We start from the raw sequence: 20048 nt of genomic DNA, 5'->3' as shown, positions 1-20048 counted from the left end.
CCCGCTTCACAGCAGGGCCACAGTCCCTTGTGAGACGATCGCAGCATGACTTCGCAAGAGACGGCGCCAGCCCGGAAGGTGCCCAGGGGACGCAAAGTCTCCACCCGCCTTACGGGCATAGATGCCGCCCGCGGCCTGGCCTTGCTCGGAATGATGGCCACCCATCTGATGCCGACGTTCGGCCCCTCGCCCCAGTGGGAACCCACGTGGGTCGGACTGGTTTTCTCGGGCAGGTCCGCTGCGCTGTTCGCAGTCCTCGCCGGAATCGGGTTGGCACTCACCACCGGAAAGCAGGAGCCGCGCCAGGGCCTGGACCTCTGGGCGGCGAGAAGCGGTGTCGCGATGCGCGCCTTGGTGATTGCCGTGGTCGGGCTGACGCTTGGGGGTCTGGACGTCAACGTCGCGGTCATCCTGGTGCACTATGCCGTCTTGTTCCTGTGCATCCTGCCGTTTCTGGGATTGCGACTGAAAGCGCTCTGCTTATGGGCGCTCGGCTGGGTACTGGTCTCACCCCTGATCGCCTACCTCGTCCGGCCCTGGCTGCTCGACGCCAACCCTCCCCTTCAGTTGGGGCACAACCCAAACAGCGAGGACCTTGAGACACCGGGACGCTTGGTCGCCGACTTGTTCTTCACGGGCTACTACCCGGTGTTCCAATGGATCGCCTATTTGCTGATCGGACTGGCGATCGGCCGTTTGGCGCTCACGACGGCGAACGTCCAGTTGCTGCTGTTCACCTGCGGATTCGCGGTGGCCGCTTTGGCGAAAATCGTAGGAACCCTGGCCATGGAGGTATGGGGCGGCCGCGCCGCACTGGAAGCACTGCCGGGAACACGGGGATACCCGCTGGAGAGCATGCTCCAAGTGAACCTGACAGGATTGCAGCAGGTGGACTCGTGGTGGTGGCTGGCAAGCGCGGCACCGCATGCCGGCACCACCCTGGATCTGCTTCACACCGGTGGCGTGGCTGCCGCCGTCGTCGGCTTGTTCCTGATGCTGGGCACCCTTGCCCAACGCATCAAGGTCAACTTCCTCATACTCCTCAGCGGTCCGGGCGCCATGACCCTCACGCTGTATTCACTCCACGTCTGGGTGGTATCCGGTTTCCACAACGAGCCACTGCCAGCAGGGTGGACTGACGAAGGAATGTATTGGACGCAGGCCCTGGCCGCTGTAGGCATCGGCGTCTGCTTTGCCCTCCTGCGCTGGCGCGGACCACTGGAGTGGCTGGCCCACCAGGCGTCGCGCCTGGGCAGTTACCGCCCGGCCACCGTGGGCTGAGAGCGGAAGAGCTTCACGGCGTCGCGCATTGAAGCGCGGGCACGTTTGCGATCGCCGGAGGCGTCGTAGGCGCAGCTCAGCCGGAACCAGGAACGCCAATCCCCGGGTGCTGCCTCGGCCTCAGCACGATACTTTTCGAACTCGGCGTCAGCGGCAGCCCGGACAATCCGGCCACCGGGCGTGCGCGGCAAGGTGTCCACAGGAAGGCCTCCCTCGGCCTCCAGGACCTTGGCCATCTGTTCGGTCCGCGCCCCAAACAGCAGCTCACGAATGAGCGCCCAAGCGCCAATCACAGGCAAAACGAGGTAAGCCGCGCCGATACCTTTTGCCACCGGATTGGGATCACCAAGCAACAGGATGGAACGCTGGAGGGACACCACCAGATACAACACCAAGAGCAGGGTGATGGCACCAACCCAGATTTTGGTGCGGTTTTTCTTCACAGACTCCCAAAAAGTTCCCATGATCCTAAAGCCCCAGGTCCAGGTAGCCATCCAGGCCCACGGTCAAGCCTGGGTGCTCCGCAACTTTGCGAAGCCCGAGCAGCACACCTGGCATGAACGAGGCACGATCGAAGGAGTCATGGCGCAGCGTCAGCTGTTCACCAGGCCCGCCGAACAGCACTTCCTGGTGCGCCACCAGCCCGCGGAGCCGCACGCTGTGGACACGTACACCCTCCACATCGCAGCCCCGGGCGCCGTCCAAGGACGTTTCCGTGGCGTCAGGACTTGCCGGCACACCCGCTTCCTGCCTGGCCTGGGCAATCAGCTGTGCAGTACGCACGGCCGTACCTGAAGGAGCGTCAACCTTGTTCGGGTGATGCAGTTCAATGATCTCCACGGACTCGAAGTACTGCGAAGCCTTCGCCGCAAACGCCGACGCCAGCACGGAACCCAAAGCAAAGTTCGGGGCGATCAGAACGCCCGTTTCCGGCTTCTGCTCCAAAAGCGTCCGCAACGACCCAAGGCGCTGCCCATCCCAACCGGTGGTCCCGACCACTGCATGAATGCCATGTTCAACCGCGAAACGGACGTTGGCCTCGGTAGTGTCCGGAACAGTCAGGTCCACAACATACTTGGCACCTGCGTCGAGCAGCGTCTGCAGGGAATCGCCGCGACCGAGAGCCGCTACCAGCTTCATATCGTCGGCTGCTTCAACAGCCTTCACGGCTTCAATTCCCATGCGCCCGTAGGCGCCCAGCACTGCAACGGCAAGTTGTTCGGTCATGCCTTTAACCCTACCGCCGGGCCGGGGTGCGGCAGGAACCGTGACTTCGCAACCACTCCCCCGGGCCCTTCCCCCTGCTCCCCGGGCCGTACCCTCTTACTCCCCGGGCCGTACCCTCTTACTCCCCGGCCCCGACCCATTCCACGGTGCCGTCGCTGAAGAACTGTTCCTTCCAAATAGGCACCTGTTCTTTGACCCGGTCCACAAGTTCTGAACAAACGGCAAACGCCTGGCCCCGATGGGCGGCCGCCACGGCACACACCAACGCGGGATCACCTATCTCCAGCATCCCGATCCTGTGTGCGGCCCAAATCCTGACGGGCTGCGCTGCTTCGCCGGAGTGCTCGGCCACCAACTGCGCGACTACGTCGGCCATGATTCGGTGCGCTGTCGGATGCGCGCTGTAGCTCAGGCGGTCCACGGGCTTGCCCGAATCGTGGTTGCGCACGACGCCGCTGAAGCTGACTACTGCCCCGGCGGTGTCAGACTCCACCGCGGCAATTGCCTGGTCCACGGAGATGGGCTCGGTGCTCAGGACCGCGCTAACAACTTCAAAGTCTGTTTCAGTGCCCATGGCTTCCTTCCAATTGATCGCAAAGGTGCCCGATCACCGGATCCAGGACGGTCAAGCCGTCCATGACGCCCTTCGGGGAACCGGGCAAGTTAATGATGAATGTCTTTCCTGCTGCTCCTGCGTGCCCACGGCTCAGCATTGCCATGGGCGTCTTTGCAGCGCCCGCCCGCCGAATGCCTTCCATAATGCCCGGGATCTCACGATCCAGCAGCGGCAAGGTTACTTCCGGCGTCCTGTCGTCCGGGCTCAGGCCCGTTCCGCCACTGGTGATGACGACTGCGGGCTGCTGGGTCAGGAGCGCCCTCAAAGCCGCGCCAACGGGCTCGCCATCCGGCACCACCATGGTGGGAAAGGCATCAAAGCCGTGCTCCTTGAGCCAGTCCAGGATGACGGGGCCTGTTTCGTCGGCGTAGATTCCCGCTGCCGCACGCGTGGACGCTATGACGACGCCGGCCTTCCGCGGCCCGTGGGCGTTTGGTTCGCACGCACTCATGCTTGGGCTCTTTCCGGCGCCGAACTGCCCCGGTTCCAGTCACCGTGCTTCCAATCCCCACTTTTGCCACCACTTTTTGCCAGCACCTGAATATCCGTCAGGACTGCGTGCTTATCCACGGCCTTGATCATGTCGTAGACGCTCAGGGCCGCTACAGAGGCAGCGGTGAGAGCTTCCATTTCGACGCCGGTGACACCACGCGTCTTCACAGTCGCCAGTACTTCGATCGAGTCGGCTCCCAGCTCAAAATCGACCGTGACCTTGGAAATCGGCAACGGGTGGCACAGCGGGATCAGTTCGGGTGTCTTCTTGGCGGCCATGATCCCTGCCACGCGCGCCACTGCGAGCGCGTCGCCCTTGGGAAGTTCGCCGGCGCCGAGAAGGGCCAGGACTTCGGCAGTACTGCGGACCGTGGCCGTGGCTGTCGCCTCACGGGTGGTGACTGCTTTCTCTGAGACATCCACCATCTGGGCGGTACCGTCTTGACGGAGATGGGTCAGGCCGCCGGTGTTGCCGGACGTGTTCGTGGGAGTTTCATTCACAGCATCCATACTTCCACTTCGCTTCCCTCAGCGAGTTCCGTGACGTCGCTGGGGATCTGCACCAATGCGTTCGAGCGTGCCAAGGCATGCACCAGGTGGCTTCCCGCGCCACCCTCCATGCGGACGGAGCCGTCAGGCAGCACCGTTCCGCGGCGGACTTGATGCTTGCCCTCTGGTGAATGCAGCGGTTCCACCAAACGCGCCCGCTGTACCGGCCTCATTGCCGGGACGCCGTGGATCAGCGAAAGGGCAGGGCGCAGGAACATCTCATAGGAAACGAGGCAGCTGACAGGGTTGCCCGGAAAGCCGAGGAACGGAACGCCTTCAAAGCGGCCGATTCCTTGTGGGCCTCCTGGCTGCATGGCCACGGGCAGGAACTCCACGTGCTGGGCGGCCATGGCTTGCCGGACGACCTCGTATGCCCCCTTGCTGACGCCGCCGGTGGTCACTATCAGGTCTACCGGGCGCCGGCCGTCATCGCTGCCAAGGTGGCTGCGAAGCAGTTCGAGCAATTGCGCGGGATCATCATCGGAGATCCGGCTTCGCACGACGTCAAGGCCTGCTTGGCGCATGGATGCTTCCAGGAGCGTTCCGTTGGAGTCGTAGATCTTGCCGGGCGTAAGATTCCGGCCCGGTTCCAGGACTTCATCGCCCGTGGTGACCAGCAGGACATGCCATGGCCTGCGGACTTCGACGGCGGTCAACCCCAGCGCGGCCAACAGGCCAAGCTGAGTGGGTCCTAAACAGGTACCTGCGGGAAGGGCCAGGTCCCCTTCTTTGATGTCGCTGCCCGCGTGCCGAACATAGGTATTGGGAGCAACGGCGGGGAGTTCAACCTCAACATCCCTTGCCTCGGGATTCGGGAAAGTGCTAGGGCGTGCCCGCTCAATGGGGACTACGGCGTCGGCGCCCTCGGGGATCATGGCGCCGGTCATGATGGGCGCGGCAAAGCCTGGCTTCAGCACCTCCGGAGCCGCCCCCGCCGGAACAGGTGCCGCCACCCGTAGCTTCGCGCCGCCGTCGGGAATCCCGGCAGAGTTGACGGCAAAGCCGTCCATTTGGGAGTTGGCGAATGGCGGCAGGGAAAGTGGCGCGTGGAGGTCCACGGCCAGCACCTTGCCCAGCGCGTCAAGCAGTGGCAGCTGTTCAGTGGCCATGGTGGCGGCAGGACCGCTCAGTAGTTCCACCACGGCGTCGCGATGGGCAGCAACGGATCTGGGCAAGGACATCCTCCTGTGTGGTCACGCTCCTGTCCGGAGATTATCAGGACGTACCCAGAGTAGGGCCTTTATGTGACCTTGACGTTGATGGTGTGATAGCCGGTGGCGCCGTCGGGAGCTACGGGGGTCCGGTCTTCGGTTTGTGGTTTGCCCGTAGAGTCCGTGGCACGCACTTGGACTTCATAGTCGCCGGGTGAGAGGTCAACTCCCAGCTGCCACTGGTACCAGGTATCCGCGGATATCCCTGGTGCAAGCATCACCTGTCGCCAGGGGCCACGGTTGACACGGAGCTCCACATGGTCCACCCCACGATGCTGGGCCCAGGCCACACCGCCAAATTGCACTTTACCTGCTTTGACCGTGCGCCCACTACGCGGTACATCGATGCGGGACTGCGTCTTGATGGGGCCGTGATCGCTCCAGCCACGGGGAGTCCAGTAAGCGGTGTCGTCCGCAAACCGGGTGACCTTGAGTTCGGTGAGCCATTTGGTTGCCGAGACGAAGCCGTAGAGTCCCGGCACGATCATCCGCACCGGGAATCCGTGTTCCAGAGGCAGCGGCTCGCCGTTCATGCCAACGGCAAGGAGGGCGTCGCGGTCGTCCGTGAGCGCTTCCAGGGGCGTACTTGCCGTCCAGCCATCGTTGCTGGTGGAAAGCACCATGTCTGCCCCTGGTTTGGGACCGGCCATGGCCAGGAGTTCCCGTACAGGCCAGCCAAGCCACAGGGCATTACCGATGAGGTCGCCGCCCACTTCATTGGACACGCACGCGATGGTGATGTGCCGCTCCGTCATGGGCTTTGTGAGGAGCGTCGCGAAGTCGAGTTCGACCTCGCGATCCACCATTCCGGTCACTTTCAGTTTCCACTGTGGAGGATCGATGGCCGGCACAGTCAAAGCGGTGTCGATCCGGTAGAAGTCAGGGTTCGGTGTCACCAGGGGGCTGATCCCTTCCAGGGGCAGCGATGCCCCTGCAGGGATAGCCTGCTGCGTCGTCGATGGAGCCGGCAGCGTTAAAGAGCCCCTGAAACCGGAAGCCACGGTGGTGGCCCGCGTAAGGATACTGGTGACCACTCCGCCTACGGCTGCCGCAAGCGATGTGGCCGCCACGGCGTTCAGGAAGCTCCGCCGTGCCAGAGGGGCAGGTTCCGGCGGAGGTGAGGCACTGGCCGGATCTGACGGCACCACGCCGGCTGACGCTTCACGTAGCGGCATCCACGTGCCTAGGCGGCGAATCAGCGTGCGGAGCAGCAGCATGGTGACGACGGCGGCCACGATGGGTGCGATGGCGGCCTGCGGTGTTGTTTGGGCCCGGGTCAGGACAGCGCTGAGGCCCGCCGCACCGGCCAACGCCGCCAGAACAAGTCCGAGTCCGGTTCGACGGCGCTCCAGAATCCCGGCCAGGGCAGCCAGAACCACGGCCACAACCGGGATGGAAGCGACCAGCACGATCTTGTCCGCCGTCCCGAAGAGCTGTACGGCGAGGTCCTTCACTCCGGGAGGAACGGAATCGATGACGGCGCCGCCCAGTGCCGTCACTGGCGAAACGAGGGGGCTAAGGAAGCCCGCGCTCAGCTCGCCTGCCGCAATGCCGGCTCCCCCGGCCGCCACACCGGCAACCGCAGCCCAGAATCCGGGCTTTCTCATGCTGCGCCTCCTTGGCGATCCACAACAGATCCTGTTTGAACAGATCCTGTTTGAACAGAACCCGCAGGGAGGGAACCAGAAGGAAGCGAACCAGCCGGAAGTGACAGCGCAAACCGACAACCGCCGTCGACGTTTTCCACCTTCACCGCTCCCCCGTGCGCCTTGACAATGCCAGCCACCATGCTCAATCCGATTCCTGCTCCGCTGTAGCTTCCCTGCGATCCCGCCGGGTTCCCCCTTGAAGGGTCCTTCTGCCAGCCGGTTTCGAACAGGTGGGGAAGGTCCTCCTCCGGGATGCCCCCGCAGTGGTCCTGAACTGCGACCACGGCGTTTCCGTTGTCGCGCCCCACGCTGGTGTGAACGTCCGTGTCCGGCCTGCTGTAAATGATCGCGTTGAGCAGCACGTTCCGGATCGCCCTTGCCATGCTGGGTCCGTCGGCCACAGCCATGCACTCGCGGTCTCCTCCGCCGGTGAGCGTAATGCCGCGTTGGGCGGCCAGCGGCGCCAGATCGGACAGAGCATCACTGACAAGGTCGTAGAGGTCCAGGGACTCGGCGCGCAAGCGAAGGCTTCCAGCCTGGATCTTGGACAACTCCAGAAGGTCGTTGACCATGGCAGTCATTTGTTCGGTCTGCCCGATGATCTTCCGGTAGTACTCCGGGATATCGGCCACCATGCCGTCCTCAAGGGCTTCGGTCATGGCGCGCATGCTGGCAAGTGGAGTACGGAGGTCATGTGAAATCCACGAGACGAGCTCGCGCCGCGCGGTTTCAATGGCGGCTTCCCTGGCCCGCGACTCCGCAAGGTTACGGCTGCTGGCCTCCAGTTCCTGGGCCAGTTCAGCGAGTTCCGAGGTCATGGCAGGTCCGGTCCGCTTTCCGTTTTTAGTGCTGTGGTCCAGGGTTTCGCCCCGGCCCAGTCTCCTGGCCGCCGCCACAAGGCGCGCCGCGTTCCGGGATACCCCGGCTCCCAGCACGAGCGATAAGGCCACTGCTACTGCCGAAGCCATGGCCAGGATGTACCACATGACCTCAAGGTCCCTGGCGGAAATGAACATGGCATTGAACGCACTGACCATGCCTGCCACAAGGACAGCCACGGTAGCCACCACAACCAGGCAGATCTGGGCCAACACCGAAGCCCGGCGAAGGACACGTAGCAGCACAAGCGTGATGGCACCGATGACCACTGCCCACAGGAGCACCCAGGCAAGGATGGTTGCAAGCTCAGTGCCCTCCATGGCCATCCCCCTTGGCGTCGAACCTGTAGCCAACGCCCCAAACCGTCTTAAGGAGCTCAGGCTTGGTGGGGTTGACTTCGATCTTCTCGCGGAGGCGCCGCACATGGACGGTCACAGTGGAAAGATCGCCGAAGTCCCAGCCCCAGACTGCCTTGATGAGTTCTTCCCGGCTGAAGACCTGGTTTGGCCTGCGAAGCATGAAGGCCAGGAGATCGAACTCACGCACCGTCAAAGTCAGCGGCGTTCCACGGTGCGTGACGGTCCGGGATGCGGGATCCAGTTCAAAGCCTGCCAATTCGACAGGTGGTTCGGGGGAGAATTCCTTCACGCTGCGGCGAAGGACGGACTTGACGCGAAGGACAAGCTCCCGCGGCGAGAACGGCTTGGTGACGTAATCGTCCGCGCCCATCTCCAAACCAAGGATGCGGTCATCTTCGGTTCCCAGTGCCGTAACCATGATGACCGGCACGCTCATGCTCTGGCGGAGCCGGCGACACACTTCCACACCGTCCAGCCCGGGCAACATGCGGTCCAGAATCACAAGGTCCGGCTGTCGGGTTGCTGCGAGCCTGAGCGCCGAGAACCCATCCCCGGCCACGTCAACCTGGAACCCGGCTTGCAGGAGATAGTCGCGGACGACATCAGCGATGGTCTGCTCGTCTTCGACGAGAAGGATGCGGCGATTGCCGGGCTCTGCCGCTGTTGATGCCGATTGCATGCTCACGCTTTCAGCATAGGTACGCCGAAGCTGCCCGGCATCGGATAGGGGTCACTTCCGGGTGAATGTCCGCATTCCGTAAGAACTGCCGAGGGCACCGGACATGGCCGCGGCCTTTTCAGGATCAGCCGAACCAATGTCCGCTGAGTGAAACGAAATGTAGCCGGTATCACTGTTCAGCCCACGGTGGCGTAGCCTGAATTCATGAGTGTTCAGCTTGGCATGCCTGTGCCTCCTTTGGGCAGCGCTGCAGGCGGCCCGGTTCCGCCGCCGCGTCCAGCTGGCACGCCCACCGGTTTGTGGGACCGCTATGGACGCCGCGCGACTGATATGCGCCTTTCCCTGACAGACAAGTGCAATCTGCGGTGTACGTACTGCATGCCTGCGGAAGGGTTGGAATGGCTCTCCAAGCAGGCGGTGATGACCAAAGACGAAATCATTCGCATTGTGCGTGTAGGCGTTGGCGCCCTGGGCGTGCGGGAACTGCGCCTCACTGGCGGTGAGCCGTTGGTCCGGGCTGATCTGGTTGACGTCATTGCAGGCATCCGGAACGAGCACCCTGACCTTCCCATTTCGATGACCACCAATGGCGTGGGCCTGGACAAGAAAGCGGCCGCCCTCAAAGCCGCAGGACTCACCCGGATCAACGTCTCCCTGGATTCGCTCCACGAGGAAACCTTCACCAAGCTCACGCGCCGGCCTTTCCTGGACCGTGTCCTCGCCGGCGTGGACGCCGCATGGGCTGCCGGTCTTGGTCCGGTCAAGTTGAATGCCGTGCTGATGAGGGGCATCAACGATGCCGAGTCTCCTGACCTCCTCGCCTGGGCCTTGGACCGTGGCTACGAACTTCGCTTCATCGAACAGATGCCGCTGGATGCCGACCACGGGTGGACCCGGCGCAACATGATCACTGCGGCTGAAATCCGGGATTTGCTGTCAAAGGACTTTGTCCTCGGTCCGGACCCGCGGGAACGCGACGGCGCCCCTGCCGAACGATTTGAAGTACGACGCCGGAACCAGGCAACGGGTGAAGCTGAAGGGGCGGTCCTCGGTACAGTCGGGATCATCGCATCGGTCACCGAACCGTTCTGTTCAGACTGCCGCCGCACCCGGATTACGGCTGAAGGCAAGATCATGAGCTGCCTGTTCTCCCGTGAGGAGTTCGATCTCCTCGGACTGCTTCGGGAAGGCGCAACGGATGAGGAGCTTGCCCAACGTTGGCAGGACGCCATGTGGGTCAAACCCAAAGCCCACGGCATGGACCACACTGGCCTCGGCGCACCGGACTTCGTGCAGCCGGACCGCAGCATGAGCGCAATCGGAGGCTGAACCCTTGCTTGTACGTTACTTCGCTGCCGCACGCGCCGCTGCAGGTGTCGAAGAGGAAATCCATCCACTCCCGGAAGGATCCAGCCTCGAGGCCTTGCTGGAAGCTGCCCTCGCCGTCGAACGTCCTTTGCCTCCGGAGGGGACACCAACGCTTGCCCGCATCGTGGCCCGCAGCAGCTTCCTTAGGAATGAGGTAGCGGTTCGAGACCCTTCTGCTCCTCTGGGCGCCGAGGATGTTATCGACGTCCTTCCTCCGTTCGCAGGCGGCTAAGGGCAGAGGCAACAAACCCGGATTCATAAGCCGTCAGGTTTTCCGGAACACGCTCTTGAGCAAAGGAGTGAACTCGGCCGTGCCCTCAAGCCGCAGTTCCGCGGTGTGCACCAGGACGCCATCTTCAACACGGAACGCGTGCCGGGCTACGCCCTCCGGCGTTCGCCGGTCCACCGTCAGCGTCCCCGCATGCCATGTACCGCGCACCGGGGCACTTGGTGGCCGGCCCATGCTGTCCACGTAATACCAGAGCGTATCCCCATGGGCCGGATCCACTGTGAACATCCCGTGCCCTTCGAAATGCGTTCCATCCGGCTCACGGTGTCGGTAGCTCTGCACAACGGCGTAGCCCCCCGCAGCTTGCGTGAAAACGGCTTCGGCCTCTGCGGTCCGCGCTGCGCCCCATGGAGACTGTGCTATCTCGGTGATCCCCCGCCAGTGTCCAATAAAGTCCCTTAGCAGTTCTGCGGCATGTCCTTTTGAGGGCACATCCATCACGACTCCAATGTGAGCAGGGCAGCATGATCGTGTGATCATGCTGCCCTGTTTACAGTGCGGGAGTCCAGAGATGGAGGACCAGCTGAACGCGCTGGGTCCTAAAGACCGAAGGTCTCGCTTTCTTCAAACGGCCCGACGACGGTGATGGTGCGGGGAGCTGCGGCAAGTTCCCGGGCGAGCTCCTGGACTTCGTCCACAGTGACTGCCTTGATCCGGGCCAGTGTCTCGTCAATGTCCTGGAACTCCCCGGACACGAGTTCCGCCCGGCCGAGTCGGGACATACGTGAGCCCGTGTCCTCGAGGGCGAGGACAATGCCGCCGCTGAGTTGTCCCACGGCCTTCCGGAGTTCCTCCTCTGTGATGCCCTCCTTGGCGAGCTTGTCCAACTCAACACCAAGAAGATCGAGCACTTGGCGCACTTTTGACGGCGTGCACCCTGCATACATGCCGAAATAGCCGGCATCGGCGTACGCGGCGGTGAAAGAGTAGGTGGAGTAGACCAGGCCGCGCTTCTCGCGGATCTCCTGGAAAAGCCTGGAGGACATTCCCCCACCGAGCACGGCATTGAGCACGCTCATGACGAATCGGCGATCATCCGTTGCCACGATAGTGGGGCAACCCATAATGATGTTTGCCTGCTCCACGGGACGCTTGACCACATGAAGGCCGGATGTGCCGGTGATCACGGCTCGGTTGGTGGCCCGACGATCTACCGGAGCTGCTTCCGGATCCAGGTGCCAGCCTGCTGCTTCCAACGCCTTCTGCACGAGATCGCAGACGACGTCATGGTCCAAGCCGCCAGCCGCGGTGATAACCAGTTCTTCCGGACGGTAGTAGCGCTGGTAGTGCTCCCAGACCGAGTCCCTTGCAACGGCCTTGATGGCGTCCGGAGTTCCGCCGATAGGACGCGCGAGCGGATGGCTGCCGAGCACGGCTGCAACAAATTTTTCGTGGGCCACGTCTGTTGGGTCATCGCTGTCCATGGCGATTTCTTCAAGAATGACGTCCCGTTCCTGTTCCAGCTCCGCCGGATCCAGGACAGCGCCGGTGATCATGTCCGCTATGACGTCGATGGCCATCGGCAGGTCCGAATCGAGCACCCGGGCAAAGTAACAGGTACTTTCCTTGGCAGTCGCAGCGTTGGACTCGCCACCCACCTCATCAAAGGCTGAAGCAATTTCCAAGGCGGTACGGCGCTTGGTGCCCTTGAACAGGAGATGTTCCAGGAAGTGCGTGGAACCATGCTGACCATCGGCCTCGTCGCGGGAACCGACTGCCACCCAGAATCCGATGGTGGCCGAACGCTGCCCGGGCATTGCCTCGGTGAGGACGCGGACGCCGCCGGGCAGGACCGAACGCCGTACGACGGAACCGCCCTCGGCACCATGGATGAGGTCGCCGCCGGGAAGTGTCTGCTCCAACGGCAAGGGTACGACAGTCATTAAGACCTTTCGGGTAAAGCCAGAGGGGCCCGTGGACCTTTCAGCCCACCGGCCCCTCCGGGTACTGCTTACAGACTACTCTGCGGAAACTTCGGCTTCTTCTGCAGCTTCCTCGGAGGCTGCGCCTTCTTCCTCGGCAACAACCGGGGAGAGGGAAAGCTTTCCGCGGTCGTCGATCTTGGTGATTTCGACCTGGACCTTCTGGCCCACCGAGACGACGTCATCAACGTTGTCCACGCGCTTGCCGTTGGCGAGCTTGCGGAGCTCGGAGATGTGCAGCAGGCCGTCCTTGCCCGGGGTAAGGGAAACGAATGCGCCGAACGTGGTGGTCTTGACGACCGTGCCCAAGTAGCGCTCACCGATTTCCGGTACCTGCGGGTTGGCGATGGCGTTGATAGCGGAACGTGCTGCATCAGCAGACGGACCGTTGGTGGCGCCAATGTAGACCGTGCCGTCATCTTCGATGGAGATGTCCGCGCCCGTGTCTTCCTGGATCTGGTTGATCATCTTGCCCTTGGGGCCAATGACCTCGCCGATCTTGTCTACGGGGATCTTCACGGCGATGACGCGGGGGGCGAACTCGGAGAGCTCATCCGGGGTGTCGATCGCTGCGTTGATGACCTCAAGAATGTGGAGGCGGGCTTCGCGGGCCTGCTTCAGCGCTGCTGCCAGCACGGAAGCGGGGATGCCGTCGAGCTTGGTGTCCAGCTGGATGGCCGTGACGAACTCGGACGTACCGGCAACCTTGAAGTCCATGTCGCCGAAGGCGTCTTCGGCGCCGAGGATGTCGGTCAGGGCTGCGTAGCGGGTCTGACCGTCAACCTGGTCGGAAACCAGGCCCATGGCGATACCGGCAACAGCTGCCTTCAGCGGGACACCTGCGTTGAGCATCGAGAGCGTCGAAGCACACACCGAACCCATGGACGTCGAACCGTTGGAACCGAGGGCCTCGGATACCTGGCGGATGGCGTAAGGGAACTCTTCACGGGTAGGCAGAACCGGTACCAGGGCGCGCTCAGCGAGGGCACCGTGGCCGATTTCGCGGCGCTTCGGGGAACCGACGCGGCCGGTTTCACCGGTGGAGTACGGCGGGAAGTTGTAGTTGTGCATGTAGCGCTTGCGCGTTACCGGCGACAACGAGTCGATCTGCTGCTCCATCTTGAGCATGTTCAGCGTGGTGACGCCCATGATCTGGGTCTCGCCACGTTCGAAGATGGCCGAACCGTGAACGCGGGGCAGAACTTCGACCTCTGCGGTGAGCTGGCGGATATCCGTCAGGCCACGGCCGTCGATGCGGACCTGGTCCTTGAGGATGCGCTGGCGCACAACGTGCTTGGTGACCGAGCGGAAAGCTGCGGACAGCTCCTTCTCGCGGCCTTCGAACTGGCCGGCAAGTGAGCCAAGGACCTCATCCTTGAGCTCGTCGGAGGCGTTGTCGCGGTCCTGCTTGTCAGCGATCTGGAAGACAGCAGCCAGCTTGTCAGCGGCAGCGGCCTCAACGGCAGCGTAGACGTCGTCCTGGTAGTCCAGGAAGACCGGGAACTCGACGGTCGGCTTCGCTGCACGGGCAGCAAGATCGGCCTGGGCTTCGCAGAGAGCCTTGATGAATGGCTTTGCGGCTTCGAGGCCCTCGGAAACAACTTCTTCGGTGGGAGCAGTTGCGCCCTGTTCCTTGATGAGGTTCCAGGAGTTGTCGGTTGCTTCGGCTTCAACCATCATGATGGCGACGTCGTCGCCTGCGATGCGGCCGGCAACAACCATGTTGAACACGGCGTTCTCAAGCTGGGAGTGCTTGGGGAAGGCAACCCACTGTGAGCCCTGTTCGTCGGCGATGAGGGCAACGCGGACGCCACCGATCGGGCCGGAGAACGGGAGGCCGGAGAGCTGCGTGGACATGGAAGACGCGTTGATGGCCACGACGTCGTAGAGCTCGTCGGGGTTGATCGCCAGGACGGTCACAACGATCTGGACCTCGTTGCGCAGGCCCTTCACGAAGGCCGGGCGCAGCGGGCGGTCCATCAGGCGGCAAGCCAGGATGGCTTCCGTGGAGGGGCGGCCTTCACGGCGGAAGAACGAGCCCGGGATACGGCCGGCAGCATACATACGCTCTTCGACGTCAACCGTCAGCGGGAAGAAGTCGAAGCCTTCGCGCGGCTGCTTGCCTGCGGTGGTTGCCGAGAGGAGTGCGGTGTCTTCGTCGATGTAGACCATCGAAGCGCCGGCAGCCTGCTTGGCAAGGCGGCCGGTTTCAAAGCGGATGACACGCTTGCCAAAACGGCCGTTGTCAATAATCGCTTCGGAGAACTGGATTTCGGGACCCTCCATGAGAGTCACCTCCGTTTCTGATTTAGCGGAAGTCCGCCGCATCAACCCAGGCCTCTTCTTTATTCCTGGCCTGTACGACACCCGGTCATCGATCGAGATCCACGGGCAAATCGTCGCCGATTTCTTCCCGGGAATCACTACCGAGGACCGCGAATGCGCGATGCGGTTGATTCCTTTTTTTAGTTGTTTTTGAAGAAGGCGGCCCGTTCCGCGAGGGATCGGGCCGCCCCCAAAGGCAGACTAGCGGCGCAGGCCGAGGCGCTCAATGAGCGAACGGTAGCGGGCGATGTCAGTGTTCTTCAGGTAGGAAAGCATGCGCTTGCGACGACCAACCATGGCCAGCAGACCGCGCTGGGTGTGGAAGTCGTGCTTGTGCTCCTTCATGTGCTCAGTCAGATCCTTGATCCGCTGGGTCAGGACTGCAACCTGGACCTCGGGCGAACCGGTGTCGCCTTCAGAGGTTGCGTATTCCTTGATGATGGACTGCTTTACAGCGGCGTCAAGTGCCACGTGAACTCCTAGAGTTGTGCCGTGCCTCCCGGTGCAGCGCCTCGCTGACGGGTTGCTTCCGATGCGTCTCCGCACACAAAAACAGGTCCAGCCGCCACGGACTGCAGCCGGATCCACTAACAGTTTACCGGCAGGTCAGCATTGTTGTCGAAATACCGCTAGCGCCGGGTCAGCAGCTCGTGTGCCTGGGCTACATCCAGGCACATCTGCTCCACCAGGGCCTCGGGCCCGCGATATGCCACCATTCCGCGGAGGCGCTGGGTAAATTCGACCGCAACAGTCTGGCCGTAGAGGTCAAAGTCCTCCACGTTCTCCTCGGGACGGTCAATAACGTGGGCCTCCACTTGTCGGCTCACACCGTCGAACGTGGGGTTGGAGCCAACGGAGATGGCGGCGGGCCACCGCGTTCCGGACTGGTCTATCAACCAGCCTGCATAGATACCGTCGGCTGGTACGTACCCTGTGGAATCATGCGAAAGGTTGGCGGTGGGAAAACCGAGGTTCCTCCCGCGGGCAGCTCCATGAACCACCTCGCCGCGCATGCGGTGGGGACGTCCCAGGACGGCGGCTGCCGTTACGACGTCGCCTTCGGACAAAGCTTCCCGCACCCAGGTGGAGGAGCAACGGCGGTCGGCATCCCCGTCTTCGTGGACCGGGAAGCCTCCTGCGCCATACTCATTGACAACCTGGACGCCAAAGCCCAACTGCTCGCCGAGTTCCTGCATGGTGACGACGTCTCCCACATTCCCTGCGCCGAAGCGGAGATCGTGGCCAACCACGACGTGCGCAGCGTGAAGGGACTGGAGGAGGATTTGGCGGACGAACTCGATGGGCGTCATGGACGCGAGGTCCAGCGTGTATTTCATGACCAGGACAGCGTCCACCCCTGTTTCGCCGAGGGCGTCCAGTTTGTCCTGGAGGCCCATGATCAGCTCCGGGGCCGACTCCGGGCGGTGGACCTGGGCGGGGTGGGGATCGAAGGTCACGGCCACTGACGGGATGTGGTGACGCCTGGCGGTGTTCGTCAGTTGCGCGAGAACATGCTGGTGGCCACGATGGACGCCGTCAAAGTTCCCGATGGTAACGACTGTTGGTCCGAAGTCCCTGGGGACTTCGGTGGGATCGTTCCAGATGTGGACCATCAACCTCGCCTTTTACTGCAGATATTCGTTCCGCCCGGCAACCTCCCGGCGCCGGAACATTCTAAGGTTACCCGCTGTGGCTATTCGCTTTGGACGGCCGCCTCTTGTTCAACCACAGGAGTCCGAGGACGGGCAGCATGAGCGGGACAAAACCATAACCGCGTCCAAACAGCGACCACACAGTGTCATGGGGGAAAGCCACGGGATCGAAGAGGCTTATGGCTCCAACCACCAGCACGCCGAGCAGTTCCACAAGTACCGCGGCCAACGACACTTTGAACCAGGTGCGGCCCGGTTTTGCCAGCGAGATGGTGGCTACGACATAGACGACGGCGGCGAACGCAGACAGGATATGCGCCAGCGGAGCTTCGGCAAACTTGGTGGCAATCTGATAGCCGGCCCGGGCAGTGGCTGAGAGTGCGAAGACGGCATAGACCGCGATCAGCAAGCGCCCAGGGCCGGTGTTCCGTGTGTCTTTTTGGGGTGTCCGGCCGGCGTTTGCCTCAGTCTCGGTTCCAGTCATGTTTCGTTTTTCCTTCAAGGTCAGTACCAGATCTGATTCATGCGGGCAGCCATGACGAGCGCTGTGACGCCCACCGCCGCCAGGACGAAGTTGCTCCAGCGGGTCCGCTCAAGGATGGCCCAGTACACGGCCCCCAGCGGGATCATCAACGCTGTGATCAGGTATCCCCAGAACTCCCAGGCTTCACCGGCCATCCGTTCACCCACGGCAACCCGGACAATCGAACCAACCAGGTAGACCAGCAGGGCCAGCTCTACGGCCAGCACGGAGAAGATGGTGACGTCGTTTGGGGCCTTCTTCATCAAGCCTGCCACGACGCACGCGATCGTGGATACCAAACCAACAATAAGGATGGAGTAGAAATAGCCGTCCATGCCTACTTTTCCTCGCCGACCGTGGCGGTTCCGGTTCCGGGGGCAAAGACCAGCACAGGCTTCGCGAAGCTCCCGGTATCGGCCAGCAGGGCCACCAGCTCTCCCGACGGCGCGAACGCTGCGGCAGGCTTTTCGGCCGTGGCGGCGTCCGGTGTTCCTGCTCCTGGCCCCGCGGCGATGCGCCGGCCGAAGGAGATCTCGGTAGTTTCTTCTTCGCTGAGCTCCCGGTTGGGCATCAGCGAGCGTGCTGCCAGGGACATCTCCAGAACCTCGAGTTCTTCTGCGAGCTCCTCCAGCGTCCGGGCCTGGTCAAGGGAGTACGGGCCAACCTGCGTCCTGCGCAGGGCCGTGAGGTGTCCACCGACGCCCAAGGCGTTGCCGAGGTCGCGGGCCAGGGCCCGGATGTACGTACCGGAGGAACATTCCACCGTGACGTCGACGTCGACCACCCTTCCGCCGTCGATCCTGTTGATGGCGTGGATGTCGAAGCGGTGGATGGTTACGGGCCGGGCCGCAAGCTTGACCTCTTCGCCGGAGCGGACACGCGCGTAGGAGCGTTCGCCGTTGACCTTGATGGCGCTGACGCTGCTGGGCACCTGCTGGATGGGCCCGGTGAGGGCGGCAACACCGGCGGCAACGGCGTCGTCGGTAATGTCCACTGCGCTGCGCGCCTCCGTGACTTCGCCTTCTGCGTCATCGGTGATGGTGGTCTCGCCGAGCCTGATGGTAGCTGTGTACGTCTTGGACGTTCCCACAATGTAAGTCAGGAGCCGTGTGGCCTTGTTGATCCCAAGGACCAGCACTCCGGTAGCCATGGGATCGAGCGTGCCCGCATGCCCCACTTTCCGGGTGCCGGCCAGCCGCCGCATCCGGCCAACCACATCATGGCTGGTCCATCCCTGCGGTTTGTCAACGATTACCAGTCCAGAAAGCACGCTTACCAGTATATGGGTGGCTAGGATAGCTCCCATGCCTGAGCTTGCCGCGCACGTCCGCGACGTCCCCGTGAACCAGATCCGTGAAATCACCGAGGCCGCCTGGAGGACCCCGGGAGCGATCGTGCTGAGCATCGGCGAACCGGGCTTTGCTCTCCCACGGCACATCCTCGACGCCGGAATAGCATGCCTTGAGCGGGACGAAACCAACTACACCCCAAACGCAGGCATCCCCGCGCTGCGCGAAGCCTTCGCCACGAGGTTCCGTGAGCATCATCACGTGGAAATCGGTGCCGAGCGGGTCTACGTGGTGGACGGAGCGCAGCAGGGCCTGCACTTCGCCATGAGCCTGCTCCTCTCCCCCGGCGACGAAATCCTGATTCCCAACCCCGGCTATCCCACGTTTGCCATGACCAGCCGACTCCTGAACGCAGTGCCCGTCCGGTATCCCCTGTACCCACATAACGGGTTCCAGCCGGACATTGCGGACATCGAAGCCCTCATCACGCCGCAGACCCGCGTTCTCGTGCTGAACTCGCCGTCCAACCCCCTGGGCGCCGTCATCAGCGAGGATGCCGTCCGCCAACTTGTGGAACTGGCCGTCCGGCACGATCTCTGGATCCTCTCGGACGAGTGCTATGAAGCCTTCACCTTTGACGTCCCGCATGTCAGCCGGCCCGGTTCGATAGCGACATCCCCGGCGAGTCGCGCGTCTTCACGTCCCTGACGCTGTCCAAGACGTACGGGCTCACCGGCCTACGGATCGGAGCCTTGATCTGCCCGCCGGGCTTGGAAAAGAAAATGAACAATGTCATGGAAGCGATCGTTTCCTGCGTTGCCTCGCCATCGCAGTATGCCGCCTTGGCCGCATTGACCGGCCCCCAGGACTACGTGACGGATGCGCGAAACCACTATAGGAGCAACCGTGATGCCGCCTCCGCCGTCCTGGAAGGCAAGGGCATTCCGTTCCTTGGCGCGCAGGGAGCCTTCTACCTGTGGGCTGATGTCTCCCACGTCAGTGGCGGCGATGTCCGGGCCTGGGTCCACGCGTTCCTGGCCGATTCGGGAGTAGCGTTCGCGCCCGGCACTGCATTTGGGTCCATCGGCGAAGGCTGGATCCGGATTGCGCTGTGCGGCGATCAGCAGGAACTGCTCGACGGCGTGTATCGGCTTCCTGCCCGGGCCCACGTACTCCCGCCGCAATCGGCGCAGCGATGGGAGCGTCAGTAGTCGGTGCGTTCCGCGTTGTTGCGCCAAGCATCGAAAGGCGTCTCGGAAGCGGCTACCGGCGCGTGTTCTACAGGAAGCAGCTCAGGCCTCCCGCCGGCAAAGTACTCGTAGAACACCGCATCATCGAAGCCGGCCCGGGCGGCTCCGTGCCTGTCCGCGGCGAAGTACACCCGGCCGATCCTGGCCCAGAGCGTGGCCGAGAGGCACAACGGGCATGGCTCGCAGCTGGCATAGAGCACTGAGCCGTTGAGATCGAAGTTGCCGATGTCGGCTGCGGCCCGGCGAATGGCCACCACTTCCGCATGCGCGGTGGGATCGTTGTCCCGTGTGACCCGGTTGACCCCCTCATGGATTCGCCCATCCGGGGTGACGACGACAGCGCCAAACGGCCCCCCGCCGTCGGAGACGTTCTGCACCGCGAGCCGAATCGCATGGTTCAGGAATTCATCACGTTGCTGAGCACTGTGCGCCGACATGCTCCGATCTTAGCGAGCATGGACGGCAGAAAGGCCGGTTCCTCATGAGGA

The 20048-nt window shown here is 63.0% G+C and carries 21 protein-coding genes and 1 pseudogene; 4 read left to right on the top strand and 18 right to left on the bottom strand.

The window, feature by feature from the left end; all coding sequences use genetic code 11:
* The first annotated feature begins 45 nt into the window (after positions 1 to 45).
* On the top strand, positions 46 to 1281 hold the full coding sequence (locus LDN82_RS08080; protein WP_224166991.1) for a heparan-alpha-glucosaminide N-acetyltransferase domain-containing protein: 1236 nt from the start codon (positions 46 to 48) through the stop codon (positions 1279 to 1281).
* Here the strand turns inward: LDN82_RS08080 and LDN82_RS08075 are convergent.
* The 9 genes from LDN82_RS08075 to LDN82_RS08035 form a co-directional block, all read right to left on the bottom strand.
* Positions 1257 to 1745, bottom strand: coding sequence for a hypothetical protein (locus tag LDN82_RS08075; protein WP_224092337.1), 489 nt, complete (start codon positions 1743 to 1745; stop codon positions 1257 to 1259). The genes LDN82_RS08080 and LDN82_RS08075 overlap by 25 nt on opposite strands.
* Before the next feature lie 4 nt (positions 1746 to 1749).
* Complete coding sequence (gene dapB, locus LDN82_RS08070) at positions 1750 to 2508, bottom strand: 4-hydroxy-tetrahydrodipicolinate reductase (RefSeq protein ID WP_224092335.1); 759 nt, start codon at positions 2506 to 2508, stop codon at positions 1750 to 1752.
* A 118-nt stretch (positions 2509 to 2626) separates the two neighbouring features.
* Positions 2627 to 3082 (bottom strand): molybdenum cofactor biosynthesis protein MoaE, encoded by a 456-nt coding sequence (locus LDN82_RS08065; protein WP_224166990.1) that lies wholly within the window; start codon positions 3080 to 3082, stop codon positions 2627 to 2629.
* Positions 3072 to 3575, bottom strand: a complete 504-nt coding sequence (locus LDN82_RS08060; protein WP_223948552.1) for a MogA/MoaB family molybdenum cofactor biosynthesis protein — start codon at positions 3573 to 3575, stop codon at positions 3072 to 3074. The genes LDN82_RS08065 and LDN82_RS08060 overlap by 11 nt, the downstream gene beginning before the upstream one ends.
* Entirely contained in the window at positions 3572 to 4126 is a 555-nt protein-coding gene (gene moaC / locus LDN82_RS08055; RefSeq protein WP_224092331.1) for a cyclic pyranopterin monophosphate synthase MoaC, read from the bottom strand. The genes LDN82_RS08060 and moaC overlap by 4 nt, the downstream gene beginning before the upstream one ends.
* Positions 4114 to 5346, bottom strand: coding sequence for a gephyrin-like molybdotransferase Glp (glp, locus tag LDN82_RS08050; RefSeq protein ID WP_224166989.1), 1233 nt, complete (start codon positions 5344 to 5346; stop codon positions 4114 to 4116). Before glp ends, moaC begins: the two co-directional genes overlap by 13 nt.
* 59 nt (positions 5347 to 5405) lie before the next feature.
* On the bottom strand, positions 5406 to 6983 hold the full coding sequence (locus LDN82_RS08045; protein ID WP_224166988.1) for a molybdopterin-dependent oxidoreductase: 1578 nt from the start codon (positions 6981 to 6983) through the stop codon (positions 5406 to 5408).
* Complete coding sequence (locus tag LDN82_RS08040; protein WP_224166987.1) at positions 6980 to 8224, bottom strand: HAMP domain-containing sensor histidine kinase; 1245 nt, start codon at positions 8222 to 8224, stop codon at positions 6980 to 6982. The genes LDN82_RS08045 and LDN82_RS08040 overlap by 4 nt, the downstream gene beginning before the upstream one ends.
* The gene (locus LDN82_RS08035; protein ID WP_224093930.1) at positions 8211 to 8942 is read right to left on the bottom strand and encodes a response regulator transcription factor; all 732 of its coding nucleotides are present in this window, start codon (positions 8940 to 8942) and stop codon (positions 8211 to 8213) included. The genes LDN82_RS08040 and LDN82_RS08035 overlap by 14 nt, the downstream gene beginning before the upstream one ends.
* 204 nt (positions 8943 to 9146) lie before the next feature.
* Between LDN82_RS08035 and moaA the strand changes: the two genes are divergently transcribed.
* Both moaA and LDN82_RS08025 read left to right on the top strand, forming a co-directional pair.
* Positions 9147 to 10271 (top strand): GTP 3',8-cyclase MoaA, encoded by a 1125-nt coding sequence (gene moaA, locus LDN82_RS08030; RefSeq protein WP_224166986.1) that lies wholly within the window; start codon positions 9147 to 9149, stop codon positions 10269 to 10271.
* A gap of 4 nt (positions 10272 to 10275) precedes the next feature.
* Entirely contained in the window at positions 10276 to 10542 is a 267-nt protein-coding gene (locus LDN82_RS08025) for a MoaD/ThiS family protein (RefSeq protein ID WP_224092308.1), read from the top strand.
* A 33-nt stretch (positions 10543 to 10575) separates the two neighbouring features.
* On the opposite strand, the gene LDN82_RS08020 is transcribed toward LDN82_RS08025, so the two are convergent.
* The 8 genes from LDN82_RS08020 to truB form a co-directional block, all read right to left on the bottom strand.
* Positions 10576 to 11037: a DUF1579 family protein gene (locus tag LDN82_RS08020; RefSeq protein ID WP_224166985.1), complete on the bottom strand. Its 462-nt coding sequence runs from the start codon at positions 11035 to 11037 to the stop codon at positions 10576 to 10578.
* A 101-nt stretch (positions 11038 to 11138) separates the two neighbouring features.
* Positions 11139 to 12482, bottom strand: a complete 1344-nt coding sequence (locus tag LDN82_RS08015; RefSeq protein ID WP_224166984.1) for a pitrilysin family protein — start codon at positions 12480 to 12482, stop codon at positions 11139 to 11141.
* A gap of 75 nt (positions 12483 to 12557) precedes the next feature.
* Positions 12558 to 14807, bottom strand: coding sequence for a polyribonucleotide nucleotidyltransferase (locus tag LDN82_RS08010; RefSeq protein ID WP_224167498.1), 2250 nt, complete (start codon positions 14805 to 14807; stop codon positions 12558 to 12560).
* Between the two features lie 240 nt (positions 14808 to 15047).
* Positions 15048 to 15317, bottom strand: a complete 270-nt coding sequence (gene rpsO / locus LDN82_RS08005) for a 30S ribosomal protein S15 (protein WP_144652206.1) — start codon at positions 15315 to 15317, stop codon at positions 15048 to 15050.
* 158 nt (positions 15318 to 15475) lie between these two features.
* A complete protein-coding gene (locus LDN82_RS08000) occupies positions 15476 to 16459 on the bottom strand; it encodes a bifunctional riboflavin kinase/FAD synthetase (RefSeq protein WP_224166983.1) in 984 nt (327 codons plus the stop codon).
* A 67-nt stretch (positions 16460 to 16526) separates the two neighbouring features.
* Positions 16527 to 16982, bottom strand: a complete 456-nt coding sequence (locus tag LDN82_RS07995) for a hypothetical protein (protein ID WP_224166982.1) — start codon at positions 16980 to 16982, stop codon at positions 16527 to 16529.
* Between the two features lie 20 nt (positions 16983 to 17002).
* On the bottom strand, positions 17003 to 17356 hold the full coding sequence (locus LDN82_RS07990) for a hypothetical protein (protein WP_224092294.1): 354 nt from the start codon (positions 17354 to 17356) through the stop codon (positions 17003 to 17005).
* A 2-nt stretch (positions 17357 to 17358) separates the two neighbouring features.
* Entirely contained in the window at positions 17359 to 18291 is a 933-nt protein-coding gene (gene truB, locus LDN82_RS07985) for a tRNA pseudouridine(55) synthase TruB (protein WP_224166981.1), read from the bottom strand.
* 34 nt (positions 18292 to 18325) lie between these two features.
* Here truB and LDN82_RS07980 point away from each other — a divergent pair.
* Positions 18326 to 19521, top strand: a pseudogene (locus LDN82_RS07980) (pyridoxal phosphate-dependent aminotransferase).
* Here LDN82_RS07980 and LDN82_RS07975 read toward each other — a convergent pair.
* Positions 19515 to 19997, bottom strand: coding sequence for a nucleoside deaminase (locus tag LDN82_RS07975; RefSeq protein WP_224166980.1), 483 nt, complete (start codon positions 19995 to 19997; stop codon positions 19515 to 19517). The pseudogene LDN82_RS07980 and the gene LDN82_RS07975 overlap by 7 nt on opposite strands.
* Positions 19998 to 20048 lie beyond the last annotated feature (51 nt).

Source organism: Arthrobacter sp. StoSoilA2 (assembly GCF_019977195.1).
Lineage (GTDB): Bacteria > Actinomycetota > Actinomycetes > Actinomycetales > Micrococcaceae > Arthrobacter.
The sequence above is the reverse complement of the archived record's forward strand: the minus strand, read 5'-3'. Positions and strand labels throughout refer to the sequence as shown.